The organism is Streptomyces sp. NPDC001020, from assembly GCF_053599115.1.
In genome coordinates this window covers 1-21,442 of sequence record NZ_JBSFLQ010000052.1, presented here as the reverse complement: position 1 = coordinate 21,442, position 21,442 = coordinate 1, and the positions used below count along the sequence as shown (strand labels likewise).

Here is a 21,442-nt window from a genome sequence, read left to right as displayed (position 1 = left end):
CAGCCGTCGTGGCCCGCTCCGTCTACGCCCCGGCGCGCCCGATGTGGGCCAGGATCTCGGCCGCGGCCCGTACCGCGCCGCCCGACTCGCGGACGTGTCGCTGCATGTCCCGGACGGCCGCGGCCGCCGAGTCGTCGGCCGACAGGTCCAGTAGGGCGGCCCGGACCGCCTTCGTCGACGCCTCCTCCCTGCCGATCATCCGGCCGACGCCGAACTCCTCGAGCTGGCGCGCCAGGCCGTCCGCGGCGGCGAGCTGCGGCAGCACCACCAGCGGTGTGCCGGCGTGCAGGGCGTGCATCACCGTGCCGGTCCCGCCGGAGCACACCATGAGCTCCGCATGGTCAAGTACGGCCTGGAAGGGCACCCAGGGGTGGACCTCGACGTCCGGGGGAAGCGGCCCGAGCGAGGACTCGTCCACCCCGGGGCCCACCGCGACCACCACGTGCCACGGCAGGCCCTCGAACGCCTCGATGCACATCCGGAAGAGCTCGGGCTGCTGGTTGAAGCTGGTGCCGAGCGACAGCAGTGCCACCGGCTTCCCACTCGCCGGCGGATGCCAGCCGCCTTCCAGGGACTTCGCCCGCAGACAGGGCCCGACGAAGCGGAACATGTCGTCGGTCTCCGCGTCGACGTAGCCGAACCGTTTCGGGTAGAAGACGATCTTCAGCGCCCCGGGGTCGCCCTTCAGCCCGTGGAAGGCCGAGGCGGCATCGACCCCGTTCATCGCCGCGTAGCGGTTCATCTCCCCGGTCAGCTCGGCATAGGCCGCGTCGCCGATGGCGGCCGGTGTGACGTGCTGGCTGACACAGCCCACCGGGAACAGCCGCACCGCCGGGACCTGCCACTTCTCGGCCAGCAGCTCGCCGATCCACCGCACGTAGCCGTCGTAGACGACGGCGTCCGGACGGTCGTCGGCGAAGTGCGCGTCGAAGAGCGGGGTGGTGTGGATCCCCTCCCGCACGCCGCTCAGCAGGACCTTCGCCAGCCAGTTCTCGGTGCCGGCCGGGAAGTCCCGCTGGACGTCGATGGTGGACTCGTAGGGGACGACGTCGGCGCCCGCGGACGCCACGTCGTCGGCGTGGGCCGCGGTCGCCGGATAGCTCACCCGATGGCCCTGCCGCACCAGTTCCTCGACGACGGCGAGCGTGGGCATCAGATGCCCGGGTGCGGGGACGTTGAAGAAGGCGATGTGCCGACTCCGGCTGCTCACGGTGGGTCCTCCCTCAGCCACGACGGCCGCGGATGGAGACGAACTCGTGGCTGCGCACGACCATGGCCGGGTCGTGCATCGACGCCAGGAACAGGTCGATGTCGCCGGCGTCGACGCCCGCCTCGATCATCGCCTCGCGCTTCTGGCTCACGTTGTTCTCGAAGAGACGGCAGCCGTGGCCGCCGCCCGTCCAGCTCTGGTAGTGCCACTGCGTGCGCACGTCGGTCAGCCCGGCGTCGAGCATGGTGGCGTGCACCTCGTGGCCCCACGCGCCATGGGTGTGACGGGCCGTCATGACGTCGTAGAGGCCGTCCAGGACGCGCACGAACGCCTCGGCGTGCTTCTCGCTGGGCGCGGCGACTACCTTCGGCGTGGAGCGGACGAACTCGCCCAGCAGCAGCCAGCCGCCCGGCCGGACCACCTCGGCCAGCCGGTGCACGAACTCCACCCGGTTCTCCAGGTGGTGGGTGAGCAGTCGCGCATGGACCAGGTCGAACGGCCCCTCGGCGGGGAGGGGTTCGCCGGTGCTCAGGTCCTGGGTGTGTATGGAGACGTTCGGCGCGGGGGCGATCATGTGCGTGTCCTGGTCGACGGCGACGACATGACCCTCCTCGCCGGCGATCCTGGAGAGCATCCGGGTCACGGATCCGCCGCCGGCGCCGAGGTCGAGGAAGCGGCCGCCCTTCGGGGGTGCCAGTTCGGCGAGTTCGGCGAGCGTGAACGGGTCGAGGAACTTCTCGAGCGGGCTCAGCTGCGCGGGGACGTTGTGGAACACGTAATCGGCGAGGTTGGTCATGGCTGTCCTTCGTCGTGATGGGAACCGGCGTCGTGGTGCGCGAATCTCGCGGAGGTCATGGGGTGAAGCTGAACAGCTCCTTGTCCCGGTAGGTCTCCTCGCGGCGCTTCATGGAACGGATCAGCGTGTCGCGGATGCGGCCCAGCAGGGGGTTCGTGGTGTGGCCGATCCGGGCGAGCAGCCGGGAGTGCTGGACGATCTTGTTGGCGCGGCTCGACCTGACTCGCCCGTACTGGCGGAGTGCCGCGGGGACGTCCTGCTCGGCCAGCAGGCGGGCGAGCGTCGCGACGTCCTCCAGGGCCATGTTGGCGCCCTGGCCGAGCACCGGGCCGATCGGATGGGCCGCGTCGCCCAGCAGTACCAGCCTGCCCGTGTGATAGCGCTTCAGCGGAGGGCAGTCGTGCACGTCGGTGACGACCATGTCCTCCAGCGCGCAGGAGTCGACGGTCTCCGGCAGCGGCGACGCCCAGCCGCCCCACAGGTCCAGCAGGTCGGACTTGGCCTGTTCCACCGGCTTGGCGGGCCAGACGTGCTCGGAGGAGTTCACCGTGGCCGTCCAGAACAGCCGGGTGTCGTCGAACGCCTCCGCGAAGAAGTGCCCGCCGGGCCCGACGAAGACGAAGCCGTCGCCGTGCTGGGCCGGACGCTTGGAGATGCCGCGGATCGAGGTGAAGCCGAGGTACCGGGGCGGCACGTCACCGGCGACGATGCCGCGCAGGGTGGAGCGGACCCCGTCCGCCCCGACGACCACGTCCCCGGTGACCGTGCGGCCGTCGGCGAGCGTGAGGCTCGCGGCGTGTCCGTCGGTGGCCGCCCCGACCACGGTCGCCTGGTGATGGACCGTCACCGGTGCGGCGCCCGGTCGGCTCACGGCGTCGGCCAGTATCCGGTGCAGGTCGGCCCGGAGGATACCTATCATCGGGGCGCCCCACTTGACGGGGAAGTTGCCGACCTCGCGGCTCTTCAGGAGCCTGCCGTCGGAGGACATGATCGGCATGTCGCAGGCATGGCTCTCGCTGGACCAGCCGGCCTGCCGCACGGCCTCGCCCAGCCGAGTGCTGATGCGGTCCACCGATTTCACGCCGTTGGGCGTGAGTTCTATGCCGGAACCGGTGTTTCCGAAGCCTTTCGCCCGTTCAAAGACCTCCACCGCGATGCCGCGTTCGCGCAGGGCGACGGCGAGTGCGAGTCCGCCAATCCCTCCGCCGGCCACGAGTACTTTGATCGACTTCATTTCCGACTCTCCCGCGCTGATGTCCCCGTTCCCGACGAGGAAGGGGACGAGCTGTCTTCTGCCACGTTCAACACCACCGCCCGACGGTGTGCGCCAGGGCGGCGAATCGAGCCCGGACGCAGGTCCGGGAGGTGGGGGAGCGGGATTCCCGCGCTCACACCGTGTTGCGACGTTCTTTCCCGGGAGAGGGGTGGCTCCCTTATGTATTAAGGCATTTTCGCATGCGGGAGGTGGCGCGAGAATATCCCAAATTGCTTTCTCCGCCCGGTGTCATCGGGTCTTGTGGCGCCTGGTTCGCGCGACTATCGTCACCAATTCCGAAGCGACATGGGCGAATTCCCAGACAAACTGCGGAGCGAGGACGGGTGAGGGAATGACGATAATGGCCCGGGCTGCTGACGGCGCGGAGGACGCGGTGGACCGCCTGTACTCCCTGCATGTCGCGCTCGAGAAGGACGAGGGGGCGGCGGACCGCCTCCTGCTCGGCGCCGTCGCCCCCTGGGCGGCCGCGCGCGCGGCGGAGGCGCACACGCCCGTCTGGTTCGCCGAGCGTACGGGCGAGGACGGTGGACGCCTGACGGTCCGTCTGCTCGGCGGTGACGGCGCCCCGCTCGCGCCGCTGGCTGACGCGCTGCGTGCCGCGGTGGCCGACCCCTCGTCGGTCACCGGGCCGGCGCTCGGGCCGGGCGCGGACACCGCCCGGTTCGGCGGCGCCGAGGGACTCGCACGCTGTGCGCCGTACCTCGCCCGCGCCTCCCGGACGGCTCTTGCGGCACTGCGCACGGCTCCCTCGCACGAGAAGCGCCTGCGCGTGGCAGCCGGGTTGCTGCTCGCCGCGGCGACGGCCGCGGAGCCGGAGCCCCGGCGCGCGGCGTCCTGGCTGCGCACCCACACCTCCACGCTCGCCGAGGACCGGGACGCGGCACGTGGCGGCGCGGAGCGGGACCACTTCCGCAACGAGGCCGAGTGGCGTCGGCGGCACGCGGCGACCCGGGCCGAGCTCGCCCTTCCGGGCACCACGGTCGGCGACTGGTACCGGGACCAGTGCGCGCTGCGGGCAGCACTGGCGCCGGCGCACGAGGCGGGCCTGCTCACCGCCGCTCCGGCCGCGGTGCTGCGGACGCTCGCCCGGCTGGTGGTCGGCCTGCTCGGCCTGACCGCGCAGGACGAGGCGTACACCGCCTGGCTGGTGTCGATGGACCTGGTGTCCGGCGGGCCGCGGGAGCCGTTCTTCGCCGACACCCAGAGGTCCGCCGACCGTCTCATGCACGAGCACAGCAAGTTCTTCGGAGCGCGGCTGGTGGACCAGCGCCCGGACATGGTCGGTGCCACGGCCGAGGGTCGCCAGGAGCTGCCGCCACCGCTCGCGCGCATCCCGCTGGAGCCGCCCGCCGTGCCCGACGGGGCGATGGCCTTCGAGGACGTGCTGCTGGCCCGCCGCAGCGCTTACGGCACCTACACCGGTCCGTTCACGCTCGGCGACCTGAGCACCCTGCTCCACTTCTCCGCAGGTGTCACGGCGCACAAGACCATGCCCGGCGCCGTGAGTTCGTATCCCGTGCGGCCGTATCCGAGCGGAGGGACCCGCTACCCGCTTCGGGTCCTGCTGTACTGCCACGACGTCGAGGGACTCGCCCCCGGGACCTATCTCCACGACCCCGAGGCGCACGCACTGGATTTGATCGACGACCAGGACATCCGCGCCGAGTTGATGCGGATGGCGCCCGCCACCGACCCCAGCGTGGCCTTCCCGCCCAAGGCCGGCGGAAAGGTGTACGCCGATGACTGCCCGCTGTGGGTCTTCACGGTCGCGGACCTGACCTTCCAGAGGCTCCACTACGGCCTGCGCTCCTATCGTCTCGTCCTGCAGGAGAGCGGCCACCTCGCGCAGAATCTTGCGCTCGTCGCGACGTGGCTGGGCAAGTCGTCGGTGGGGATCGGCGGTTTCTACGACGACACGGTCAACGCCGCCCTGGGGCTGGACGGAGTCGACTCGTCCGTCGTCTACGTCCACCTCGTCGGCGTGGTGGAGCCCCCTTCACCGCGCTGATCCCCCTGGCGGCCGCCAGGGCAGGTGACACACGGACGGGACGGGCCATCGGGCTCGTCCCGTCGCTTGCGTGACCCCGATCGCCGGAGACGTTACTATATGAAGGCTCTAGTGTCTCCCTCTTGTGAGTGAGGCCGATGTCCTGCCGGGCAATCCAGGAGGTGACACCCCGCACCGCTCCTGTGAGGGTCTTGCACCGGCACACATGTCGGCTGTTTCCAGGCAAGGGGAGGATCGTCATGAAGATGTGGACAGCGAGCGGAAGACCGGGGGTCGAGCGCCGGACCGTGCTGCGGGGCATCGCGGGGGGAGCCGGGATCGCCGCCGCCGGAGGGCTCGTCGCCGTTCCCGGGCAGGCCGCCGCCGCGACCGGCCGGGCCGCCGCCGCGGGGCTTCAGAACTTCGACTTCGACCGGGGCAACGCCGCGCTCGACGTCTTCGGCCCGGTCGCCGGAGGCCCCGCACGCGCGGCTGTCGGGCCCAGCGACGCCTCGCTCATCATCCGTTTCTCGAACCTCGTCGCGCACGCCTGGTTCGACGCCATCGCGCCGTACCACCCGACGGCGGTGGGAATCCACTCCAACCTGGGGCGCCGCCCCGCGTCCGAGGCGAAGACCTACCGCAACAAGAACATCGCGCTGCTCTACGCCTCCTACCGGATGTACCTGGCGCTGCTGCCGGGTCATCGTCAGCTCTGGCGGGACACCATGGCCTCGGTCGGCATGGACCCCGACGACAACCAGGAGAACACCACCTCGCCCATCGGCATCGGCAACCTCGCGGCGAGGTCGGTCCTCGACAGTCGGCTGCACGACGGCATGAACCAGCTCGGCGACCACGGTGGGCGCGAGTTCAACCGCCGACCCTACGAGGACTACACCGGGTACCAGCCCGAGAACACGGCCTACCAGGTGCGAAACCCTTCACGGTGGCAGCCGCTCGTCGTGACCCGGGGCAACGGGATCTTCCAGGTGCAGCAGTTCGTGACACCGCAACTGGCCCGGGTGCGGCCCTACTCGTACAGCGACCCGGCGAAGTTCCGGGCCCCCGTGCCGAGGGCGAGCGACCACCGAAACCGCGTGGAGTACCGGCGCCAGGTGGACGACATCCTCGCCGCGTCGGCGCGGCTGACGGACGAGCAGAAGATGAAGTGCGAGATGTTCGACGACAAGTTCCTGAGTCTGGGGGCAGCCGTCGGATCCGTGGGGGCCGGACTCGACCTCGACGGCTGGGTGCACCTGCACACCGTGGCCGACACCGCCACCTTCGACGCGAGCGTCTTCGCCTGGTACAACAAGGTGCTCTACGACTCCGTCCGCCCGCACACCGCGATCCGTCACGTCTACGGAAAGCAGCCGGTGCGCGCCTGGGGCGGCCCGGGCCGGGGGACCGTATCCATCCCCGCCGACCAGTGGCAGAGCTACCTGGCCACACCCGACCATCCCGAGTACCCGTCGGGTTCGACCTCCCTGTGCTCGGCGGAGGCGGAGGCCTCCCGCCGGTTCCTCGGGACGGACGCGGTGGACATCACGGTGACCCGCGCCGCCGGTTCGTCCGTCGTCGAGCCCGGAGTGACACCCCATCAGGAGATCAAGCTGCGCTGGACCTCCTGGACCGACTGGACCAGGGACTGTGGGCTCAGCAGGTTCCACGGCGGGGTCCACTTCATGCCGGCGATCGAGGCCTCCTGGGAACTGGGCCGGGCGATCGGCGAAAGGGCTCACGCGTTCATCCGTTCCCACATCGAGGGGGAGGTGTGACGGCCGTCCGCACGAGATGACACGGCCCCGGCCCGGATCAGGATCCGTGCCGGGGCCCTCGCCCGCCCTCGGGGGAACCAGCTGATCCCTGATCACGAAGAGAGAGCAGAGGTAAGAGAGAGATGAACACCACCCTGTGGATCGTAGCGGGAGTCCTCGCGTTGCTGTTCGCTGCCGTCGGGCTGCTGAAGGTCATGAAGCCCCGCACGGAGCTCGCGGCCGGCAGCATGCCGTGGGCCGCGGACTTCTCCGACGGTGCGGTCAAGGGCATCGGCGCGGTGGAGGTGCTCGGAACGCTCGGCCTCGTGCTCCCCGCCGTGTTCGATGTCGCCCCGGTGCTCGTACCCGTCGCCGCCACCGGTCTGGCGGTGACGATGGTCGCGGCCGCCGTCGTCCACATCCGGCGCTCGGAGGCGCCGGCCGTCGTCGTCAACGTCGTCCTGCTGGCGGCCGCGGTCTTCGTCGCCTGGGGGCGCTTCGGCGAGTACGCCTTCTGATCCGGCTTCCGCGGCTCCCGGAGCCGCCCCGGGCGGCACGGAAGAGGGGCCGGTCCGAAGGTGCGCCGCACCTTCGGACCGGCCCCCGTGTCGGTGGTGGACGGCCGGTCAGGCCGCCGGGTCCTCGGGGAAGGCGAAGAGGACCGGAGGGTTGGCCCACCCCAGCGGGTGCAGGGTCATCTGCACGATCGGGGTGCCGGCGGCCGGTCCCACGGTGACGGGACCTGCCGTGCCGACGAGTAACTGGTGCGCCTCCGATTCGCCGGGGGCGCCTGTGCGCGGGCCCCGGGCGACGGCGTGCACGTACCAGGTCCCCTGTGGCACACCGGTGATGCGGAACTGCCCGGAGCGTGCCACGACGGCACAGGCGGCGGGGGTGCGCTCCAGGATCGGGCTCTCGAAGGCGCCGATGTAAATGCCGGATGCGGTCCTGCCCGGCGACTTCACCACGCCGGTGACCAAGCCCCGCTCCTCCTCCCGGTCCTGTTCGGCCTCGACGTCCGGCGCCCGCTCGGCGAGCCCCTCGCCCGCAAGAGCGATCCCCGGGTCGACCGGAGGGTTCCCGGCGTACCCGGAATGGCGGTACTGGGTCGGGGAGCAGCCCACGGACTCGCTGAATCGCCGGGTGAAGCTGCCGGTGCTGCTGTACCCCACCTGCGCGCCGATGTCGCTCACATTGAGGTCCGTGGTGAGCAGCAGGATCTTCGCCTCATGGAGTCGGATCGCGCTGAGGAAACGACCCGGGGTGACGCCGGTGATGCGCCGGAAGGAGCGGAGAAAGTGAAATTTGCTCACCATGGCGGCGTGGGCCAGCTCGTCCAGAGTGAGCGGCTCGAAGTACCGTTCACGGATTGTTTTCACTGCGCATTGTATTGCGTACTCCATGGTGGCCCCTTGTGGATTCTTCTTGTGGAAGTCCGTGATGCAGAAGTGTCCGTGCAGCGCGAAGCGTCGCGCGTCGAACTGGACCTCCGGGCGGCCTGGCGGAGAGATGCTCCGGTTTCCAAGGGCCGTCCCGTAATCCCTGGCGCCCGCCAGGGATTACGGGACAGTCGTCAGAAGAGCGGGCAGAACATTCCGGCCGGGCGCTGCTGGGAGGCTTGGCCCGTATGCGCGATCAGTGGGGGGTGGCGCGTTGGTTCTCACGTTGTGTGCGTGATTTCGCCGCTTTGGGTCCCGGTCTCTGTGGAAGACGGGGGAGCCTTAATGGCGGCCTTGGACTGCCTTATTCGCAGAGCCTCGCAGAGGGCATGTGTCGATGTCTTCTTCATTCTTGCGGTTCCCTCCCGGAGGCACTTCGACGACAAGGTATGGCAGCGATGTCGGGTTTGGTGCGCATGCGCCTCTGTGCCTGTTCGGTGAATTTTTCGCGTCTGTTCGCGGGAGGAAGCTCAGGCTGTCCGGCGAAGCGATGTCGCATTGATCCAGTGCGACACATTGCGGCGGGGGATGCCCGCTTCCGCCGCCGGGTTCATCAGGGAAATGAAAATGCCTCTGCCCGCACGAGGAATCGCGCGGGCAGAGGCTGCTGTACGGGCGCCGACCGGTCAGATGACGGAGATGATCTCCGCCGACTCGGCGGTGGAGTCGGTGGTGAGTGCGAACGCCGGACCCGCCTCCGGGATGGTGGGCGCGGCCGCCAGCGCCTTCTGCATGTGCTCGGTGGACTCCCAGTACCAGTGGTCGACCCAGGTGCCGTCCTCGAGCCGGCCGAGACGAGCCTCGGTGAGTCCCGGGAAGGACTCGCGGACCGCGGCGATGAGAGTGGCCCGCTTGTCGATCATCTCGGCATCGTTGGCGGGGTCGGTCTTGAAGCGCGTGATCCGGACGACGGTCATGGCCAAGTCCCTCTCTAGAGTCATTGTCTCGTGTCGGACTCTAGAGGTACACTACGCTTACAGGCAAGTCGCTCGGGCGCCCCGCGGTGACCAGCGGCTCGACGAATATCGGCACCTCCGCCGCAGGTCCGTCCCGTCCCTGGCGGGCCCCGGTTCCGAGGCGGATGCGCAGGCGCGTGTTTCACCTCACGGGGAGTCCTGAATGCGGCCCGAGATCGAAAGCGTCGTCGAAGCGATACGCCACCGGTACGACGAGGAACTGTCCCTCGGGATCCTGGCCGACACGGCCTGCCTGAGCTCCTTCCACATGGCGCGGATCTTCCGTCAGGAGACAGGACTGCCGCCGGCGCGTTTCCTCACGGCCGTGCGGCAGGAGGTGGCCAAGCGCAAGCTGCTGTTCACCTCCGACCGCGTCGCGGACGTCTCGGTCCAGGTGGGGTACTCCAGCCTCGGGACCTTCACGACGAGGTTCACCCGGAGCGTCGGTGTCTCACCCGGGCGTTTCCGGCGACTTGCGCAACTGGGCCCCGACGCCGTCTATTTCACGGCGGGCCGCAAGGATGATGCGCCTTTCGCCTACGGTTCGTTCCGCGGAAGGATTTTCCGCAGCGATGGCCAGGAGGGTGAACCGGTATACGTCGCGGCCATTCCGCCGCTGACCCGGCAGGACCGGCCGGCCCGTTGCTGCCGAATGAACCAGGGAAAAGGGACGTGGTGCATCGAATACGTCCCCGAAGGGCTCTGGCACATTCAGGCGGTTTCCCGCCGGGCGGGCGGTGGAAAGCAGCCCATCGCGGTCGGCACGGCCGGACCCTTCTATATTTCCCCCGGCTCGGACGTCATCGTCGACCTGGTTCTCCAACCACCCTCCCGGGTCCGGCTTTTCGACCGCGAACGCGCCACCATCGGCGCTGCACTCCCCGAACTCTTCGCCTCCTGAGAGCAACACCGTTGGCTGGGCAACCCTGGAGAAGACATATTCGCGAGAGGGCGCCGAGAATGTGCCGAACGGTGCGTCCGCGCCGTATTCGCTGTCGTTCTGGGGAGGGCACGTGGGCGTCATCGGCGGACACGCGGTGATCATCGGAGGGTCGATCGGGGGCCTGGTCGCCGCCCGCACGCTGTCCAGCAGGTTCGAGTCGGTCACGGTCCTCGACCGGGACACGCTCCCCGAAACCGCGGCGGACCGCAGAGGAGTGCCCCAGAGCCCGCACGCCCACGCGCTGCTCATCAGCGGGCGCCAGAAGCTGGACCAGCTCTTCCCCGGCCTCACCGACGAGCTGATCGCCGGCGGCGCGGTGCCCTTCGACCCCGGGTACGACCTGCTCTTCCACCAGATGGGCGCGCTGCGCCGTCGGTTCGAGAGCGGGCAGCTCGGGATCAGCCTCACACGGGCGTACCTGGAGCACGCCGTCCGTCGCCGGGTGGCGGGCCTGCCCAACGTCGAGATCCGCGACCAGACCGCGGTCAGCGGCCTCTTCGGCGTGTCCGGCCGTGTGCTGGGCGTGGACCTGGACGACGGCGCCCGCCTCGGCGCCTCCCTCGTCGTCGACGCCACCGGCCGCAGTGCCGGACGGACCGACCGCTGGCTGGAGGAACTCGACTGCCCGGCGCCCAGGACCACGACCGTCAAGATCGACGTCGGCTACACGACCCGGATGATGCATCGCGCCGGCGGCGAACTGCAGGACGGGGGGCTGCTGTTCCTCATGTCCGCCGTGCCGCCGCGCGACAAGCGCGCCGCGGCCGTCTTCGCGGTGGAGGGCGACCGCTGGATCGTCACCCTCGGCGGATGGCACCGGGCTCACGCCCCGGTCGACCCCGAGGGGTTCGCCCACTTCGCCGAGCAGTTGCCCACCCCGATCGTGGCCGACCTGCTGGCCCGCACCAAGCCCGTGGAGGACGGCGACGCCGTGCGCTTCACGTACCCGGCCGCCCGCAGGCGGTGGTTCGAGCGGCTGAAGAAGGTGCCCGAGGGCTTCGTCGCCCTCGGTGACGCCATCTGCAGCTTCAACCCGCTGTACGGCCAGGGCATGACCGCGGCCACCATGGAAGCGGTAGCCCTCGCCCGTTCCCTCGACCGCCACAAGGCGGCGACGCCCGCGATGGCGCGCCGCTACTACCGCGCGGCCGCCCGGGTGATCGACACGCCGTGGCGGACGTCGACGAGCAGCGACTTCATGTACCCGGAGACGGTCGGGGCCAAAGGGATCGGCACCGACCTGGTCAATCGCTACGTCCGGCAGGCCATGCTCGCCAGCCATGTCTCCGTGCCCGCGCACCGGGTGATGCTCGACGTGCAGCACCTGCTGGCCAAGCCCGCCGCGGTGTTCCGTCCGGACCGGGTCGTCCGATCGCTGCTCGCGGCGCGACGGTCCCCGGCGGGCGGTGCCCTTGACTGACCGCCGCCTTCCGCAGCGTCCCGCCCGCGGGCGGGGCCGTCCGCCCCGGCCGGCGGCCGCCCGTCATACTTGGCTGGTCCGCCGGTGCGGCGGCGGTCGGCCCGGCGGTCCTCCGCTCCCACCCAGTGGCGCCGGACGCCAAGCAGTGACGAGGAAGTGATCGACGAATGGTGAGCAAGTCCCCCGGCCGCCGACTCAAGGCCCAGCAGACCCGAAACCGGATGCTCGAGGCCGCGATGAGGCTGTTCATCGAACACGGCTACGGGGCGACGACCATCGACTCCATCGCCCGTGAGGCGAAGGTCGCCGTCCAGACGATCTACTTCTCCTTCGGGAGCAAGCAGCAGATCCTCAAGGAGCTCATCGACGTTCACATAGCGGGCGACGAGGACCCGGTGCCGACCCTGGAGCGCCCCCAGGTCGTCGAGGCCCTGGAGGCCGAGGACCCGCGTGAGCAGCTACGGCTCCAGGTGCATCTGACGCGCGTCGTCTACGAGCGCGTCGGACCGCTGCTGGAGGTGCTGCGCAACGCGGCGACGACCAGCGGCGACGGCGCGGAGCTGTGGGAGGCGAACAAGCGTCAGCGGCAGGTGGTCCAGCGGCGTTTCGTGGACTCGCTGGTCGCCAAGAAGGCGCTGCGTGAGGGACTCACACCGGAGCGGGCCGTCGACATCTCGTACGCCCTCCTGGGCCCCGAGCTGTACCACCTGCTGGTCACCGAGCGCGGGTGGTCCCCGGAGGAGTGGGAGCGGTGGGTCCACGAAAGTCACTGTCACCATCTGACCGGCGTCCCGGAATGATCCGGCCGGCCGCTCGCCGCGGCCGGCCGCCGGGCCACGGCATGGAATTTCCCCGCTGCCCGGTATGAGCAATCTGGGAGACGCCACACGGCCGTGGACTGCGAGAAAATCAGGCAACACGAAAAGCGCCGCCGCAGTCCCGGCCTAGTCCCCGAGAGTTGCTGATGAATGAATCCATGGGTGATTCTCCATCCGTTCCTTCAGCTTTCCGGAACTGGTTCGAGGACGCCCGCAAGAGCATCTACACCCATGTCGAGAGGGTCCCGCTCGCCTCCGTCAGTGGATGGCACTGTGCCTCCGACGCACCTGCTCTGACCCACCACAGCGGCCGGTTCTTCTCCGTCGAGGGGATCCGCACGCGCCATGTCGGCGGCGCCGTCGAGGAGTGGGATCAGCCCATCATCAACCAGCCGGAGACGGGAATACTCGGAATTCTCGTGCGCCGGACCGGCGGTGTACTGCACTGCCTCATGCAGGCGAAAGCGGAACCCGGGAACATCAACGGATTACAGCTCTCGCCCACCGTCCAGGCCACCCGGAGTAATTTCACAGGTGTGCATCGCGGAAAAGCGGTTCCCTATCTCGAATACTTCCGCGACACCTCCCCGCACCGGGTCATCGCCGATTCACGGCAGTCCGAACAGGGCTCCTGGTTCCTGCGAAAGCGGAACCGCAACATGATCGTCGAGGTGACCTCGGAGGTCGAGGCGATCGACGGCTTCCGGTGGCTGCCGCTCGGCGAGTTGCTCGGCCTGCTCCGCTTCGACGACCTGGTGAGCATGGACTCCCGCAGTGTCCTCGCCTGCCTGCCCTTCGAGCCCGCCGGGCCGGAGTCCGTCCCCCAGACTCACGCTCTCTCCACGGCCAGCGTCCTCAGCTGGATCACCGACGCCCGCAGCCGCATCGAGGTCGCCACCGAAAGCCTGCCACTGCCGCTGCTGCGCCAGTGGCGGCGCGACCCGCTCGCCATCAGCCACGAGAGCGGCCACTACTTCGACGTGATCGGCGTCCGGGTGAAGGCCGCCGGCCGCGAGGTCGCCGAGTGGGGCCAGCCCATGATCGCCGCGCACGGCACCGGTCTGGTGGCCTTCCTCGTCACCCGCCTCGACGGCGTGCTGCACGTGCTCGTGCAGCAGCGCGTCGAGCCGGGCTTCGTGGACGTCGTCGAACTCGGCCCCACCGTGCAGTGCACGCCGCGGGCGGACGGCGGACAGCCCGAGGACGAGCGGCCGCCGTTCCTCGACGAGGTGCTGGCCGCCGGACCGGAGCGGATCCTCTTCGACGTCGTCCTGTCGGACGAGGGGGGCCGGCTGTTCCACACCCGCAGCCGCCATCTGATCGTCGAGACCGACGCACGTCCCGACCTGCCGGGCTACCGCTGGCTGACGCCGGCCCAGCTCTCCGGCCTGCTGCGGCACAGCCACTACGTGACCATGCAGGCACGCAGCCTGCTGGCCTGTCTGCACGCCCTGCTGCACCCCGGCACGGGGGAGACGGGGCGGGGGGAGTCCTCATGACCACCACGGCCCGACGCCCGGGCGCGGCCGGACACGGCCCGCACCGACCGCTCGACGTCGTCGTCCTCGGCGCCTCAGGATTCGTAGGCTCCGCCGTGACTGCCGCCCTGGCCCGCCACCCGGTGCGGCTGAGGGCCGTCGCCCGTCGTCCCAGCAGCGTCCCTTATCGCCCGGACGCCACCGTGGACACCCGCCTGGCCGACCTCACCAGTGCGCGGGAGCTCGCGGACGCGGTGGCCGGCGCGGACGTCGTCGTCCACCTCGTCATGCACAGCGGCGGCTGGCGGGCGGCCGAGAGCGACCCGGCCGCCCGCGCCGCCAACGTCGGCGTGATGGAGAACCTCTGCCGGACCCTTGGGCACGAGCGGCGCGCCGGGCCGCCCCCGCTGGTCCTCTACGCCGGCGCCGCCTCCCAGGTCGGTCTGACCGACGACCGGCCCCTCGACGGCAGTGAGCCCGACGCCCCGTACACCGTCTACGACGAACAGAAGCTCGCCGCCGAGCAGGTCCTCAAGGAGGCCACCGCGGCCGGGGCGGTGCGCGGCGTCAGTCTGCGCCTCCCGACGGTCTTCGGTCATGTCGACGCCCCGCACGCGGCCGACCGGGGCGTGGTGTCCTTCATGGTGCGGCGCGCCCTCGCCGGCGAGCCGCTCACCCTCTGGCACGACGGCACGGTCAAGCGGGACCTCGTGCATGTCGAGGACGTGGCCCAGGCGTTCGTCGTGGCGCTGGGCCACGCGGACGCCCTGGTCGGTCGGCACTGGCTGCTCGGCGCCGGGAGGGGCGATCCGCTCGGCGACGTCTGCCGCACGGTGGCCGACCTGGTGGCCGCCCGGCTCGGCCGCCCGCCGGTGCCCGTCGTCTCCGTTGAACCGCCGCCGACCGCGCCGGCCACGGACTTCCGGAGCGTGACCATCGACTCCTCCGCCTTCCGATCGGTGACCGGCTGGCGGCCCCGGATCCCGCTGCACACGGCGCTCGAGCGAACCGTGGCCGCCCTCGCCGACGCCACGACGTCCGACAGCTGAGGAGAAGAACCGTGTACGGAACGGAGTTCGCCGAGATCTACGACCTCGTGTACACCCTGCGCGGCAAGGACTACCCGGGCGAGAGCGAGTACATCGCGGGGCTGGTCCGCGAGCGTCTGCCCGGGGCTTCCTCGTTGCTCGACGTCGCCTGCGGGACGGGCGGGCATCTGCGTCACTTCCTCGGCATGTTCGACCGCGCCGAGGGGGTCGAACTGTCCGACGCGATGCTGGGCGTCGCCCGGGACCGGCTGCCCGAGGCCACCCTCCACCAGGGGGACATGCGCGCCTTCGATCTCGGGCGCACCTACGACGCCGTGGTCTGCCTGTTCGCCGCGGTCGCCCACCAGGACCCGTCCGAACTCGGCGGCACGATGCGGTGCTTCGCACGCCACCTGCGTCCGGGCGGCGTCGTGGTCGTCGAACCGTGGTGGTTCCCCGAGACGTTCATCGACGGGTACGTCGCCGCGGACGTCCTGCGGCCCGACCACCGCACTGTCACCCGGCTCTCGCACACCACCCGCGAGGGGGACGCCTCGCGCATGGACGTCCACTACGTCGTCGCCGACCCCAAGTCCGGGGCCCGGCACTTCAGCGAGTCCTACGTCCACCAGCTCTTCCCCCGCGCGCTCTACGAGCGGACGCTGCGCGACGCGGGGTTCGCCACCGAGTACGTCGAGGGTTCCCAGTCCGGCCGTGGCCTGTTCCTCGGCGTGAAGGAAGGAGCGGACCGCACATGACCACCCGAGTGTGGAACTACCTGGAGGAGTACGCCGCCGAGCGCAAGGACCTCCTCGACGCCGTCGAGACCGTCTTCTCGTCCGGCCGGCTCGTCCTCGGCGCCAGCAGCCACGGCTTCGAGCGGGAGTTCGCCGCCTACCACGACATGCCGCACTGCGTCGGCGTAGACAACGGCACCAACGCCGTCAAGCTCGCGCTCCAGGCCCTCGGCGTCGGCCCCGGCGACGAGGTGATCACCGTCTCGAACACGGCGGCGCCGACGGTGGTCGCCATCGACGCGGTGGGCGCCACGCCCGTCTTCGTGGACGTCGACCCCGACACGTACCTCATGGACACCTCGCAGGTGGCCGCCGCCGTGACCGCACGCACCCGTTGCCTGCTGCCGGTGCACCTCTACGGGCAGTGTGTGGACACCGCACCGCTGAGGGCCCTGGCCGAGCAGCACGGCCTCGTCCTGCTGGAGGACTGCGCCCAGGCGCACGGAGCGCGGCACGACGGGATCCTGGCCGGCACCACCGGCGACGCGGCCGCCTTCTCCTTCTACCCGACCAAGGTCCTCGGGGCCTACGGCGACGGCGGCGCGGTGCTGGTGCACGACGAGGCGACCGCCGGCCGGCTGCGCAGGCTGCGCTACTACGGCATGGAGGAGCGCTACTACGTCGTCGAGACCCCGGGACACAACTCCCGCCTCGACGAGGTACAGGCGGAGATCCTGCGCCGCAAGCTCACCCGGCTCGACTCCTACATCGCCGCCCGGCGCGCCGTCGCCAAGCGGTACGCCGAGGGCCTCGCCGGGACCGACCTGGTGCTGCCCGCCCTCGCCCCCGGGAACGACCACGTGTACTACGTGTACGTGGTGCGCCACCCCGAACGGGACCGGATCATGGCGGCGCTGCGCGAGCGGGACATCGAACTCAACATCAGCTACCCGTGGCCGGTGCACACCATGACCGGCTTCGCCGGCCTCGGCGTGCCGGCCGGGTCCCTGCCGGTCACCGAGGCACTGGCGGGCCAGATCTTCTCGCTCCCCATGTACCCCTCGCTCGCCGTAGCCGAGCAGGAGCGAGTGATCGACGCCCTGCACGAGGTGCTGGCGGCGCTCTAGTGCTGTGGCCGGCCACCTTCCCCGTCCTTCCCGTCGGCCGTCCGCGACGGGTCCTGCCCCCGGAGGAGTCATGGAAGTACGCGAACTCGCCGTCGAGGGAGCCGTGGAGTTCACCCCGACTGTCTTCCCCGACGAACGCGGCCTGTTCGTCTCGCCGTTCCAGGGGGACGCGTTCGAGAAGGCGACCGGCCACCGCGGCTTCGTCGCCGCGCAGACCAACCACAGCCGCTCGAAGCGCGGAGTGGTCCGCGGCATCCACTACACGGTGACGCCACCGGGGACCGCGAAGTACGTGTACTGCGCACGCGGCGCCGCGCTCGACATCGTCGTCGACATCCGCGTCGGCTCCCCGACCTACGGGAAGTGGGACGCGGTCCTGATGGACCAGGTGGACTTCCGGGCGATGTACTTCCCGGTCGGTGTCGGCCACGCCTTTGTCGCGCTGGAAGACGACACGGTCATGTCATACATGCTGACCAGCGGTTACGTCGCCACGAACGAGCTCGCGCTCTCCGTTTTCGATCCGGAGCTGGGGCTGTCCCTCCCGGACGGGATCGAACCGGTCATGTCCGAACGGGACACCGTCGCGCCGACCCTCGCGCAGGCGCGGGCGGCGGGCCTGCTGCCCGACTACGCCGCCTGCCGGGCCCTGTCCCGGTGAGCAGAAAGCCCATGCCCGGTCGCGGGGATCCGGCCCGGCCGGCCGGGCCGGGCCCGGAGCCAGACACCATCCCTGGGAGGACCCCATGGCGACCCGCAGGACTGTGACCACGCCGGTCAGACGCCGGGGGGTGACCGCCGCCGAACGCTCCCCGGCACCCGACATCGCCCGCGGCTTCATGCTGCTGCTCATCGCACTGGCGCACGCGCCGATGTACGTCACGGGCGCCGACCCCGGCCCCGTGACGCACCCGAAGGGCGGTGACACGCTCGACCGCACCATCACCTTCCTCGGCCTCGACCTCGTCGACAACCGCGCCTATCCGATGTTCGCCGCGCTCTTCGGCTACGGCATGGCCATGCTGGTGCTCCGCCAGCGCGCCGCCGGCACGTCCGGGCGCGCCGCGGGACGTCTGCTGCGCAGGCGGGGTCTGTTCCTCGTGCTCTTCGGCTTCGTCCACTTCGTGCTGATCTTCCCCGCGGACATCCTCGCGCCCTACGGGGTCGCGGCGCTCGTGTTCGGCTGGCTCTTCCTGCGCGGGGACCGCGCGCTGGGGCGGGGCATCGCGATCAGCGCCGCGCTGGGCGCCGTGCTCGCCGTGCTGCTGTCGGTCGCCATCGCTACGGAGAAGACCGATCCGGCCACGGCGCGGGGCACGGTCTGGGCCCACGACTACACGGCGGCGCTGGGCGAGCGTCTGACCCAGGTGCCGTTCGCCTCGGTGCACATCCTCATCGGCTGGCCGATCCCGGCCGCGATCCTGGTCGGCGCGTGGGCCGCCCGCAAGCGGTACCTGGACGACCCGGCCGCCCACCGGACGCTGCTCACCCGGGTGGCGGTCTGGGGCGGGGCCGTCTCCGTGCTCGGCGGTGTGCCGCTGGCGCTCGTCGGCGCCGGGGTCTGGCAGCCCGGCGACGTGGCCACCGGCCTGGTGACCGGTGAGCACGTGATCACCGGGTTCGGCGGAGGGCTCGCCTACGCGGCCCTGTTCGGTCTGTACGTCGCCCGACTTCAGGACCGCGGGCTCCGCCCGGGACGGGTGGGTGGCGCGCTGGCGGCGGTCGGCCGCCGGTCGCTGACGAGCTATCTGCTCCAGTCCTCGCTGCTCGCGCTGGTGCTCGCCCGGGTCGCCTTCGGTGTCGGCGACCACATCCACGCCACCGGGGCCGCCGCCATCGCCGTCGCGGTCTGGCTGACCGTCGTCACCGTCGCCGTCGCGCTGGAACGCGCCGGACGTCAGGGCCCGTTGGACGCGCTGCTGCGCCGCCTGGTCTACGGCCGAACCCGGACCGCACCGTCGGCCGCGGCGCCCGCCACGGAGCCCGTGTCGCGGTCCGCGCCGGGGACGGAGGCCGTGTCGTGAAGGCCCTCGTGCTCGCCGGCGGCACCGGGACCCGGCTGCGGCCGTTCAGCCACACCATGCCCAAGCAGCTCATACCGGTGGCCAACAAGCCCGTTCTGGTGCACATCCTGGAGGACCTGCGGGCCCAGGACGTCACCGACATCGGTGTCGTGGTCGGCGGGTACGCCGACGACATCGCGGCGGCGCTCGGCGACGGCCGCGCCATGGGCCTGCGCCTCACCTACCTCCGGCAGGACGCACCCCGTGGCCTCGCCCACGGGGTGTCCGTCGCACGGGACTTCCTCGGCGACGAGGACTTCGTGATGTACCTCGGCGACAACATGCTCCCGCAGGGCATCGGCGGCATCCTCCGCGACGTCCGCGAGCGGCCGGCGCACGCCCGGCTCGCCGTCCAGCCGGTCGCGGACCCGCGCGCCTTCGGCGTGGCCGAACTCGGCGCCGGTGACCGGGTCGTGCGGGTGGTGGAGAAGCCGGCCCGGCCGCGCAGCGATCTCGCGCTGATCGGCGTGTACGTCTTCACCCCGCACATCCACGAGGCCGTCGCCGCAATCGGCCCGAGCGACCGCGGCGAGCTGGAGATCACCGACGCCGTCCAATGGCTCGTCGACCACGGCCACGACGTCCGCGCCTCCCGGTACACCGGCTACTGGCGCGACATGGGCAGCGTCGACGACATGTTGGAGTGCAACCGGGAGATGCTGCGCGGGCTCGTGCCCGTGGTGGCGGGCAAGGTCGACGACGTCAGCCGGATCACCGGGGCGGTCCGCATCGGCACCGACAGCCGGGTGGTCAACTCGGTCATCACCGGTCCGGTGAGCATCGGGAGCGGCACCGTCGTGGAGGACAGCTTCGTCGGCCCCGACACGACCATCGGCGACGACTGTGTGATCAGCGGTTCCGAGGTGTCGTACTCGATCGTGCTGGAGTCCGCGACCGTCGACGGTGTCGGAGGACTCCACGGCTCCGTGATCGGCCGGGCGGCCCAGGTGACGTCCGGCCGCGAACCGCGCCACCGGTTGATGGTCGGCGACCACGCCAGTGTGCGCCTCCAGACGGCCCGGTGAGGCGGCGGCGATGAGGATCCTTGTGACCGGCGGTGCCGGATTCATCGGCTCGGCGTACGTGCGTGCCCTGCTCAAGGGGGAGTATCCGGGCTACGAGGACGCCCATGTCACCGTCCTCGACCTGCTCACCTACGCCGGCAACCGCGGCAACCTGCCCGCCGCCCATCCCCGGATGACCTTCGTCCGGGGCGACGTCTGCGACGCGGCGACCCTGCTCGACCTGCTGCCGGGGCACGACGCGGTGGTGCACTTCGCCGCCGAGTCCCACGTCGACCGCTCCCTGGCCGCCCCCGCGGCCTTCGTGCGGACCAACGTGGCCGGGACCCAGACGCTCCTGGAGGCGTGCCTGCACGCGGAGGTCCCCCGGGTGCTCCATGTGTCGACCGACGAGGTGTACGGCTCGATCGACGACGGCTCGTGGACCGAGGGATGGCCGTTGGAGCCGAGTTCGCCCTACGCGGCGACGAAGGCGGGCAGCGATCTGATCGCCGGGGCGTACTGGCGCTCCCACGGTCTTGACGTCTCCGTGAGCCGGTGCTCGAACAACTACGGGCCGCACCAGCATCCGGAGAAGCTGATCCCGCTCTTCACCACCCGGCTGCTCGCCGGCAAGTCGGTGCCGCTCTACGGCGACGGCACCAATGTGCGCGAGTGGATCCACGTGGACGACCACTGCCGGGCGCTCCAGCTGATCCTCACCAAGGGTCGCGCCGGAGAGGTGTACCACGTCGGCGGCGGCACGCCGATGACCAACCGGCAGGTGACCGAACGTCTCCTCGCCCTGTGCGGAGCCGGTCCCGACCGGGTCCGGCCGGTCGCCGACCGCAAGGGGCACGACCGGCGGTACTCGCTGGACGGCGCCAAGCTGAGCGAGGAGCTGGGCTTCGAGCCCTCCGTCCCCTTCGAGGAGGGACTGGCCCGGACGGTGGCCTGGTACCGGGACCATCCCGGCTGGTGGGACTCCGAGGACCTGCGCGGCAGGTGACGGAAGAGCAACACGGGAGATGCCACCGTCCCGAACGCCGGTCCACAATCATGGGGACGGCGGAAATCACCTGGGACGAAAGGAATGGTGTGCCGGACGGAGAGATTGCGCCAGGACACCTCGTGGCCGAAACATTCTCCCGCGTCCGCAGTGCGTTGTGATCCCCGGTAATTCCCGCCCTTGCGCTGCCGTTCCGCAGTGTGAATTCCGGACGCCGTCTTTGCCCCGCTGCTGCTTGGGTGCACGGTACGGCGGTTCCGTCATGTCCTTCCTGGCCAGGCCCGGACGGGTCGGCGAAGCGTGCGCACGAGGTGACCGACGATCATGCGCGGTTGCGCTCCGCCAAGGGCATCGGCCCGTATCTCGAGTTCCTTCGCACGCCCGACGGGAAGAC

19 protein-coding genes and 1 pseudogene are annotated in these 21,442 nt (G+C 70.6%); 15 read left to right on the top strand and 5 right to left on the bottom strand.

Annotation, left to right across the window (positions count from 1 at the left end; translation table 11 throughout):
- Positions 1–22: 22 nt before the first annotated feature.
- The 3 genes from ACWDEX_RS33170 to ACWDEX_RS33160 are packed head-to-tail and all read right to left on the bottom strand — an operon-like array spanning position 23 to position 3,240.
- On the bottom strand, positions 23–1,210 hold the full coding sequence (locus ACWDEX_RS33170; protein ID WP_450468172.1) for a macrolide family glycosyltransferase: 1,188 nt from the start codon (positions 1,208–1,210) through the stop codon (positions 23–25).
- Positions 1,211–1,223: 13 nt separating this feature from the next.
- Positions 1,224–2,006, bottom strand: a complete 783-nt coding sequence (locus ACWDEX_RS33165) for a class I SAM-dependent methyltransferase (protein WP_450468171.1) — start codon at positions 2,004–2,006, stop codon at positions 1,224–1,226.
- Positions 2,007–2,061: 55 nt separating this feature from the next.
- Positions 2,062–3,240, bottom strand: coding sequence for an FAD-dependent oxidoreductase (locus ACWDEX_RS33160; RefSeq protein ID WP_450468170.1), 1,179 nt, complete (start codon positions 3,238–3,240; stop codon positions 2,062–2,064).
- Between the two features lie 373 nt (positions 3,241–3,613).
- Between ACWDEX_RS33160 and ACWDEX_RS33155 the strand changes: the two genes are divergently transcribed.
- From ACWDEX_RS33155 to ACWDEX_RS33145, 3 genes are all read left to right on the top strand, one after another.
- A complete protein-coding gene (locus ACWDEX_RS33155; RefSeq protein WP_450468169.1) occupies positions 3,614–5,290 on the top strand; it encodes a SagB family peptide dehydrogenase in 1,677 nt (558 codons plus the stop codon).
- A 239-nt stretch (positions 5,291–5,529) separates the two neighbouring features.
- Entirely contained in the window at positions 5,530–7,050 is a 1,521-nt protein-coding gene (locus ACWDEX_RS33150) for a DUF6851 domain-containing protein (protein WP_450468168.1), read from the top strand.
- A 122-nt stretch (positions 7,051–7,172) separates the two neighbouring features.
- A complete protein-coding gene (locus tag ACWDEX_RS33145) occupies positions 7,173–7,547 on the top strand; it encodes a DoxX family protein (protein ID WP_450468167.1) in 375 nt (124 codons plus the stop codon).
- Positions 7,548–7,655: 108 nt separating this feature from the next.
- Here ACWDEX_RS33145 and ACWDEX_RS33140 read toward each other — a convergent pair whose 3' ends face one another.
- Together ACWDEX_RS33140 and ACWDEX_RS33135 are read right to left on the bottom strand one after the other, a co-directional pair.
- Positions 7,656–8,408: a helix-turn-helix transcriptional regulator gene (locus ACWDEX_RS33140; RefSeq protein WP_450468166.1), complete on the bottom strand. Its 753-nt coding sequence runs from the start codon at positions 8,406–8,408 to the stop codon at positions 7,656–7,658.
- A gap of 686 nt (positions 8,409–9,094) precedes the next feature.
- The gene (locus ACWDEX_RS33135) at positions 9,095–9,385 is read right to left on the bottom strand and encodes an antibiotic biosynthesis monooxygenase (protein ID WP_450468165.1); all 291 of its coding nucleotides are present in this window, start codon (positions 9,383–9,385) and stop codon (positions 9,095–9,097) included.
- 202 nt (positions 9,386–9,587) lie between these two features.
- On the opposite strand from ACWDEX_RS33135, the gene ACWDEX_RS33130 reads away from it, so the two are divergent.
- From ACWDEX_RS33130 to ACWDEX_RS33075, 12 genes and pseudogenes are all read left to right on the top strand, one after another.
- Positions 9,588–10,325 carry a helix-turn-helix domain-containing protein gene (locus ACWDEX_RS33130; protein WP_450468164.1) on the top strand — a complete coding sequence of 246 codons (738 nt, stop codon included), beginning with the start codon at positions 9,588–9,590 and terminating at the stop codon, positions 10,323–10,325.
- A gap of 112 nt (positions 10,326–10,437) precedes the next feature.
- Positions 10,438–11,787: an FAD-dependent oxidoreductase gene (locus ACWDEX_RS33125; protein ID WP_450468163.1), complete on the top strand. Its 1,350-nt coding sequence runs from the start codon at positions 10,438–10,440 to the stop codon at positions 11,785–11,787.
- A gap of 167 nt (positions 11,788–11,954) precedes the next feature.
- Positions 11,955–12,587 carry a TetR/AcrR family transcriptional regulator gene (locus ACWDEX_RS33120; protein ID WP_450468162.1) on the top strand — a complete coding sequence of 211 codons (633 nt, stop codon included), beginning with the start codon at positions 11,955–11,957 and terminating at the stop codon, positions 12,585–12,587.
- Positions 12,588–12,763: 176 nt separating this feature from the next.
- The gene (locus ACWDEX_RS33115; RefSeq protein ID WP_450468161.1) at positions 12,764–14,104 is read left to right on the top strand and encodes an NDP-hexose 2,3-dehydratase family protein; all 1,341 of its coding nucleotides are present in this window, start codon (positions 12,764–12,766) and stop codon (positions 14,102–14,104) included.
- Positions 14,101–15,132, top strand: a complete 1,032-nt coding sequence (locus ACWDEX_RS33110) for an NAD-dependent epimerase/dehydratase family protein (RefSeq protein ID WP_450468160.1) — start codon at positions 14,101–14,103, stop codon at positions 15,130–15,132. The genes ACWDEX_RS33115 and ACWDEX_RS33110 overlap by 4 nt, the downstream gene beginning before the upstream one ends.
- Positions 15,133–15,143: 11 nt before the next feature.
- Positions 15,144–15,869 (top strand): class I SAM-dependent methyltransferase, encoded by a 726-nt coding sequence (locus tag ACWDEX_RS33105; RefSeq protein WP_450468159.1) that lies wholly within the window; start codon positions 15,144–15,146, stop codon positions 15,867–15,869.
- A complete protein-coding gene (locus ACWDEX_RS33100; RefSeq protein WP_450468158.1) occupies positions 15,866–16,975 on the top strand; it encodes a DegT/DnrJ/EryC1/StrS family aminotransferase in 1,110 nt (369 codons plus the stop codon). Before ACWDEX_RS33105 ends, ACWDEX_RS33100 begins: the two co-directional genes overlap by 4 nt.
- Before the next feature lie 70 nt (positions 16,976–17,045).
- Entirely contained in the window at positions 17,046–17,636 is a 591-nt protein-coding gene (locus ACWDEX_RS33095; RefSeq protein WP_450468157.1) for a dTDP-4-dehydrorhamnose 3,5-epimerase family protein, read from the top strand.
- Between the two features lie 85 nt (positions 17,637–17,721).
- Positions 17,722–18,999: a DUF418 domain-containing protein gene (locus ACWDEX_RS33090; RefSeq protein WP_450468156.1), complete on the top strand. Its 1,278-nt coding sequence runs from the start codon at positions 17,722–17,724 to the stop codon at positions 18,997–18,999.
- Positions 18,996–20,063 (top strand): glucose-1-phosphate thymidylyltransferase, encoded by a 1,068-nt coding sequence (locus ACWDEX_RS33085; RefSeq protein ID WP_450468155.1) that lies wholly within the window; start codon positions 18,996–18,998, stop codon positions 20,061–20,063. The genes ACWDEX_RS33090 and ACWDEX_RS33085 overlap by 4 nt, the downstream gene beginning before the upstream one ends.
- A gap of 10 nt (positions 20,064–20,073) precedes the next feature.
- A complete protein-coding gene (rfbB, locus tag ACWDEX_RS33080; protein WP_450468154.1) occupies positions 20,074–21,048 on the top strand; it encodes a dTDP-glucose 4,6-dehydratase in 975 nt (324 codons plus the stop codon).
- Positions 21,049–21,353: 305 nt separating this feature from the next.
- Positions 21,354–21,442 (top strand): annotated as a pseudogene (locus ACWDEX_RS33075) (VOC family protein); the annotation flags it as partial.

Coding starts and splice junctions, on each gene's coding strand:
- ACWDEX_RS33165 (WP_450468171.1), bottom strand. CDS start 2,006: ATGACCAACCTCGCCGATTACGTGTTCCACAACGTCCCCGCGCAGCTG.
- ACWDEX_RS33160 (WP_450468170.1), bottom strand. CDS start 3,240: ATGAAGTCGATCAAAGTACTCGTGGCCGGCGGAGGGATTGGCGGACTC.
- ACWDEX_RS33155 (WP_450468169.1), top strand. CDS start 3,614: ATGACGATAATGGCCCGGGCTGCTGACGGCGCGGAGGACGCGGTGGAC.
- ACWDEX_RS33150 (WP_450468168.1), top strand. CDS start 5,530: ATGAAGATGTGGACAGCGAGCGGAAGACCGGGGGTCGAGCGCCGGACC.
- ACWDEX_RS33145 (WP_450468167.1), top strand. CDS start 7,173: ATGAACACCACCCTGTGGATCGTAGCGGGAGTCCTCGCGTTGCTGTTC.
- ACWDEX_RS33135 (WP_450468165.1), bottom strand. CDS start 9,385: ATGACCGTCGTCCGGATCACGCGCTTCAAGACCGACCCCGCCAACGAT.
- ACWDEX_RS33130 (WP_450468164.1), top strand. CDS start 9,588: ATGCGGCCCGAGATCGAAAGCGTCGTCGAAGCGATACGCCACCGGTAC.
- ACWDEX_RS33120 (WP_450468162.1), top strand. CDS start 11,955: ATGGTGAGCAAGTCCCCCGGCCGCCGACTCAAGGCCCAGCAGACCCGA.
- ACWDEX_RS33115 (WP_450468161.1), top strand. CDS start 12,764: ATGGGTGATTCTCCATCCGTTCCTTCAGCTTTCCGGAACTGGTTCGAG.
- ACWDEX_RS33110 (WP_450468160.1), top strand. CDS start 14,101: ATGACCACCACGGCCCGACGCCCGGGCGCGGCCGGACACGGCCCGCAC.
- ACWDEX_RS33100 (WP_450468158.1), top strand. CDS start 15,866: ATGACCACCCGAGTGTGGAACTACCTGGAGGAGTACGCCGCCGAGCGC.
- ACWDEX_RS33095 (WP_450468157.1), top strand. CDS start 17,046: ATGGAAGTACGCGAACTCGCCGTCGAGGGAGCCGTGGAGTTCACCCCG.
- ACWDEX_RS33090 (WP_450468156.1), top strand. CDS start 17,722: ATGGCGACCCGCAGGACTGTGACCACGCCGGTCAGACGCCGGGGGGTG.
- rfbB (WP_450468154.1), top strand. CDS start 20,074: ATGAGGATCCTTGTGACCGGCGGTGCCGGATTCATCGGCTCGGCGTAC.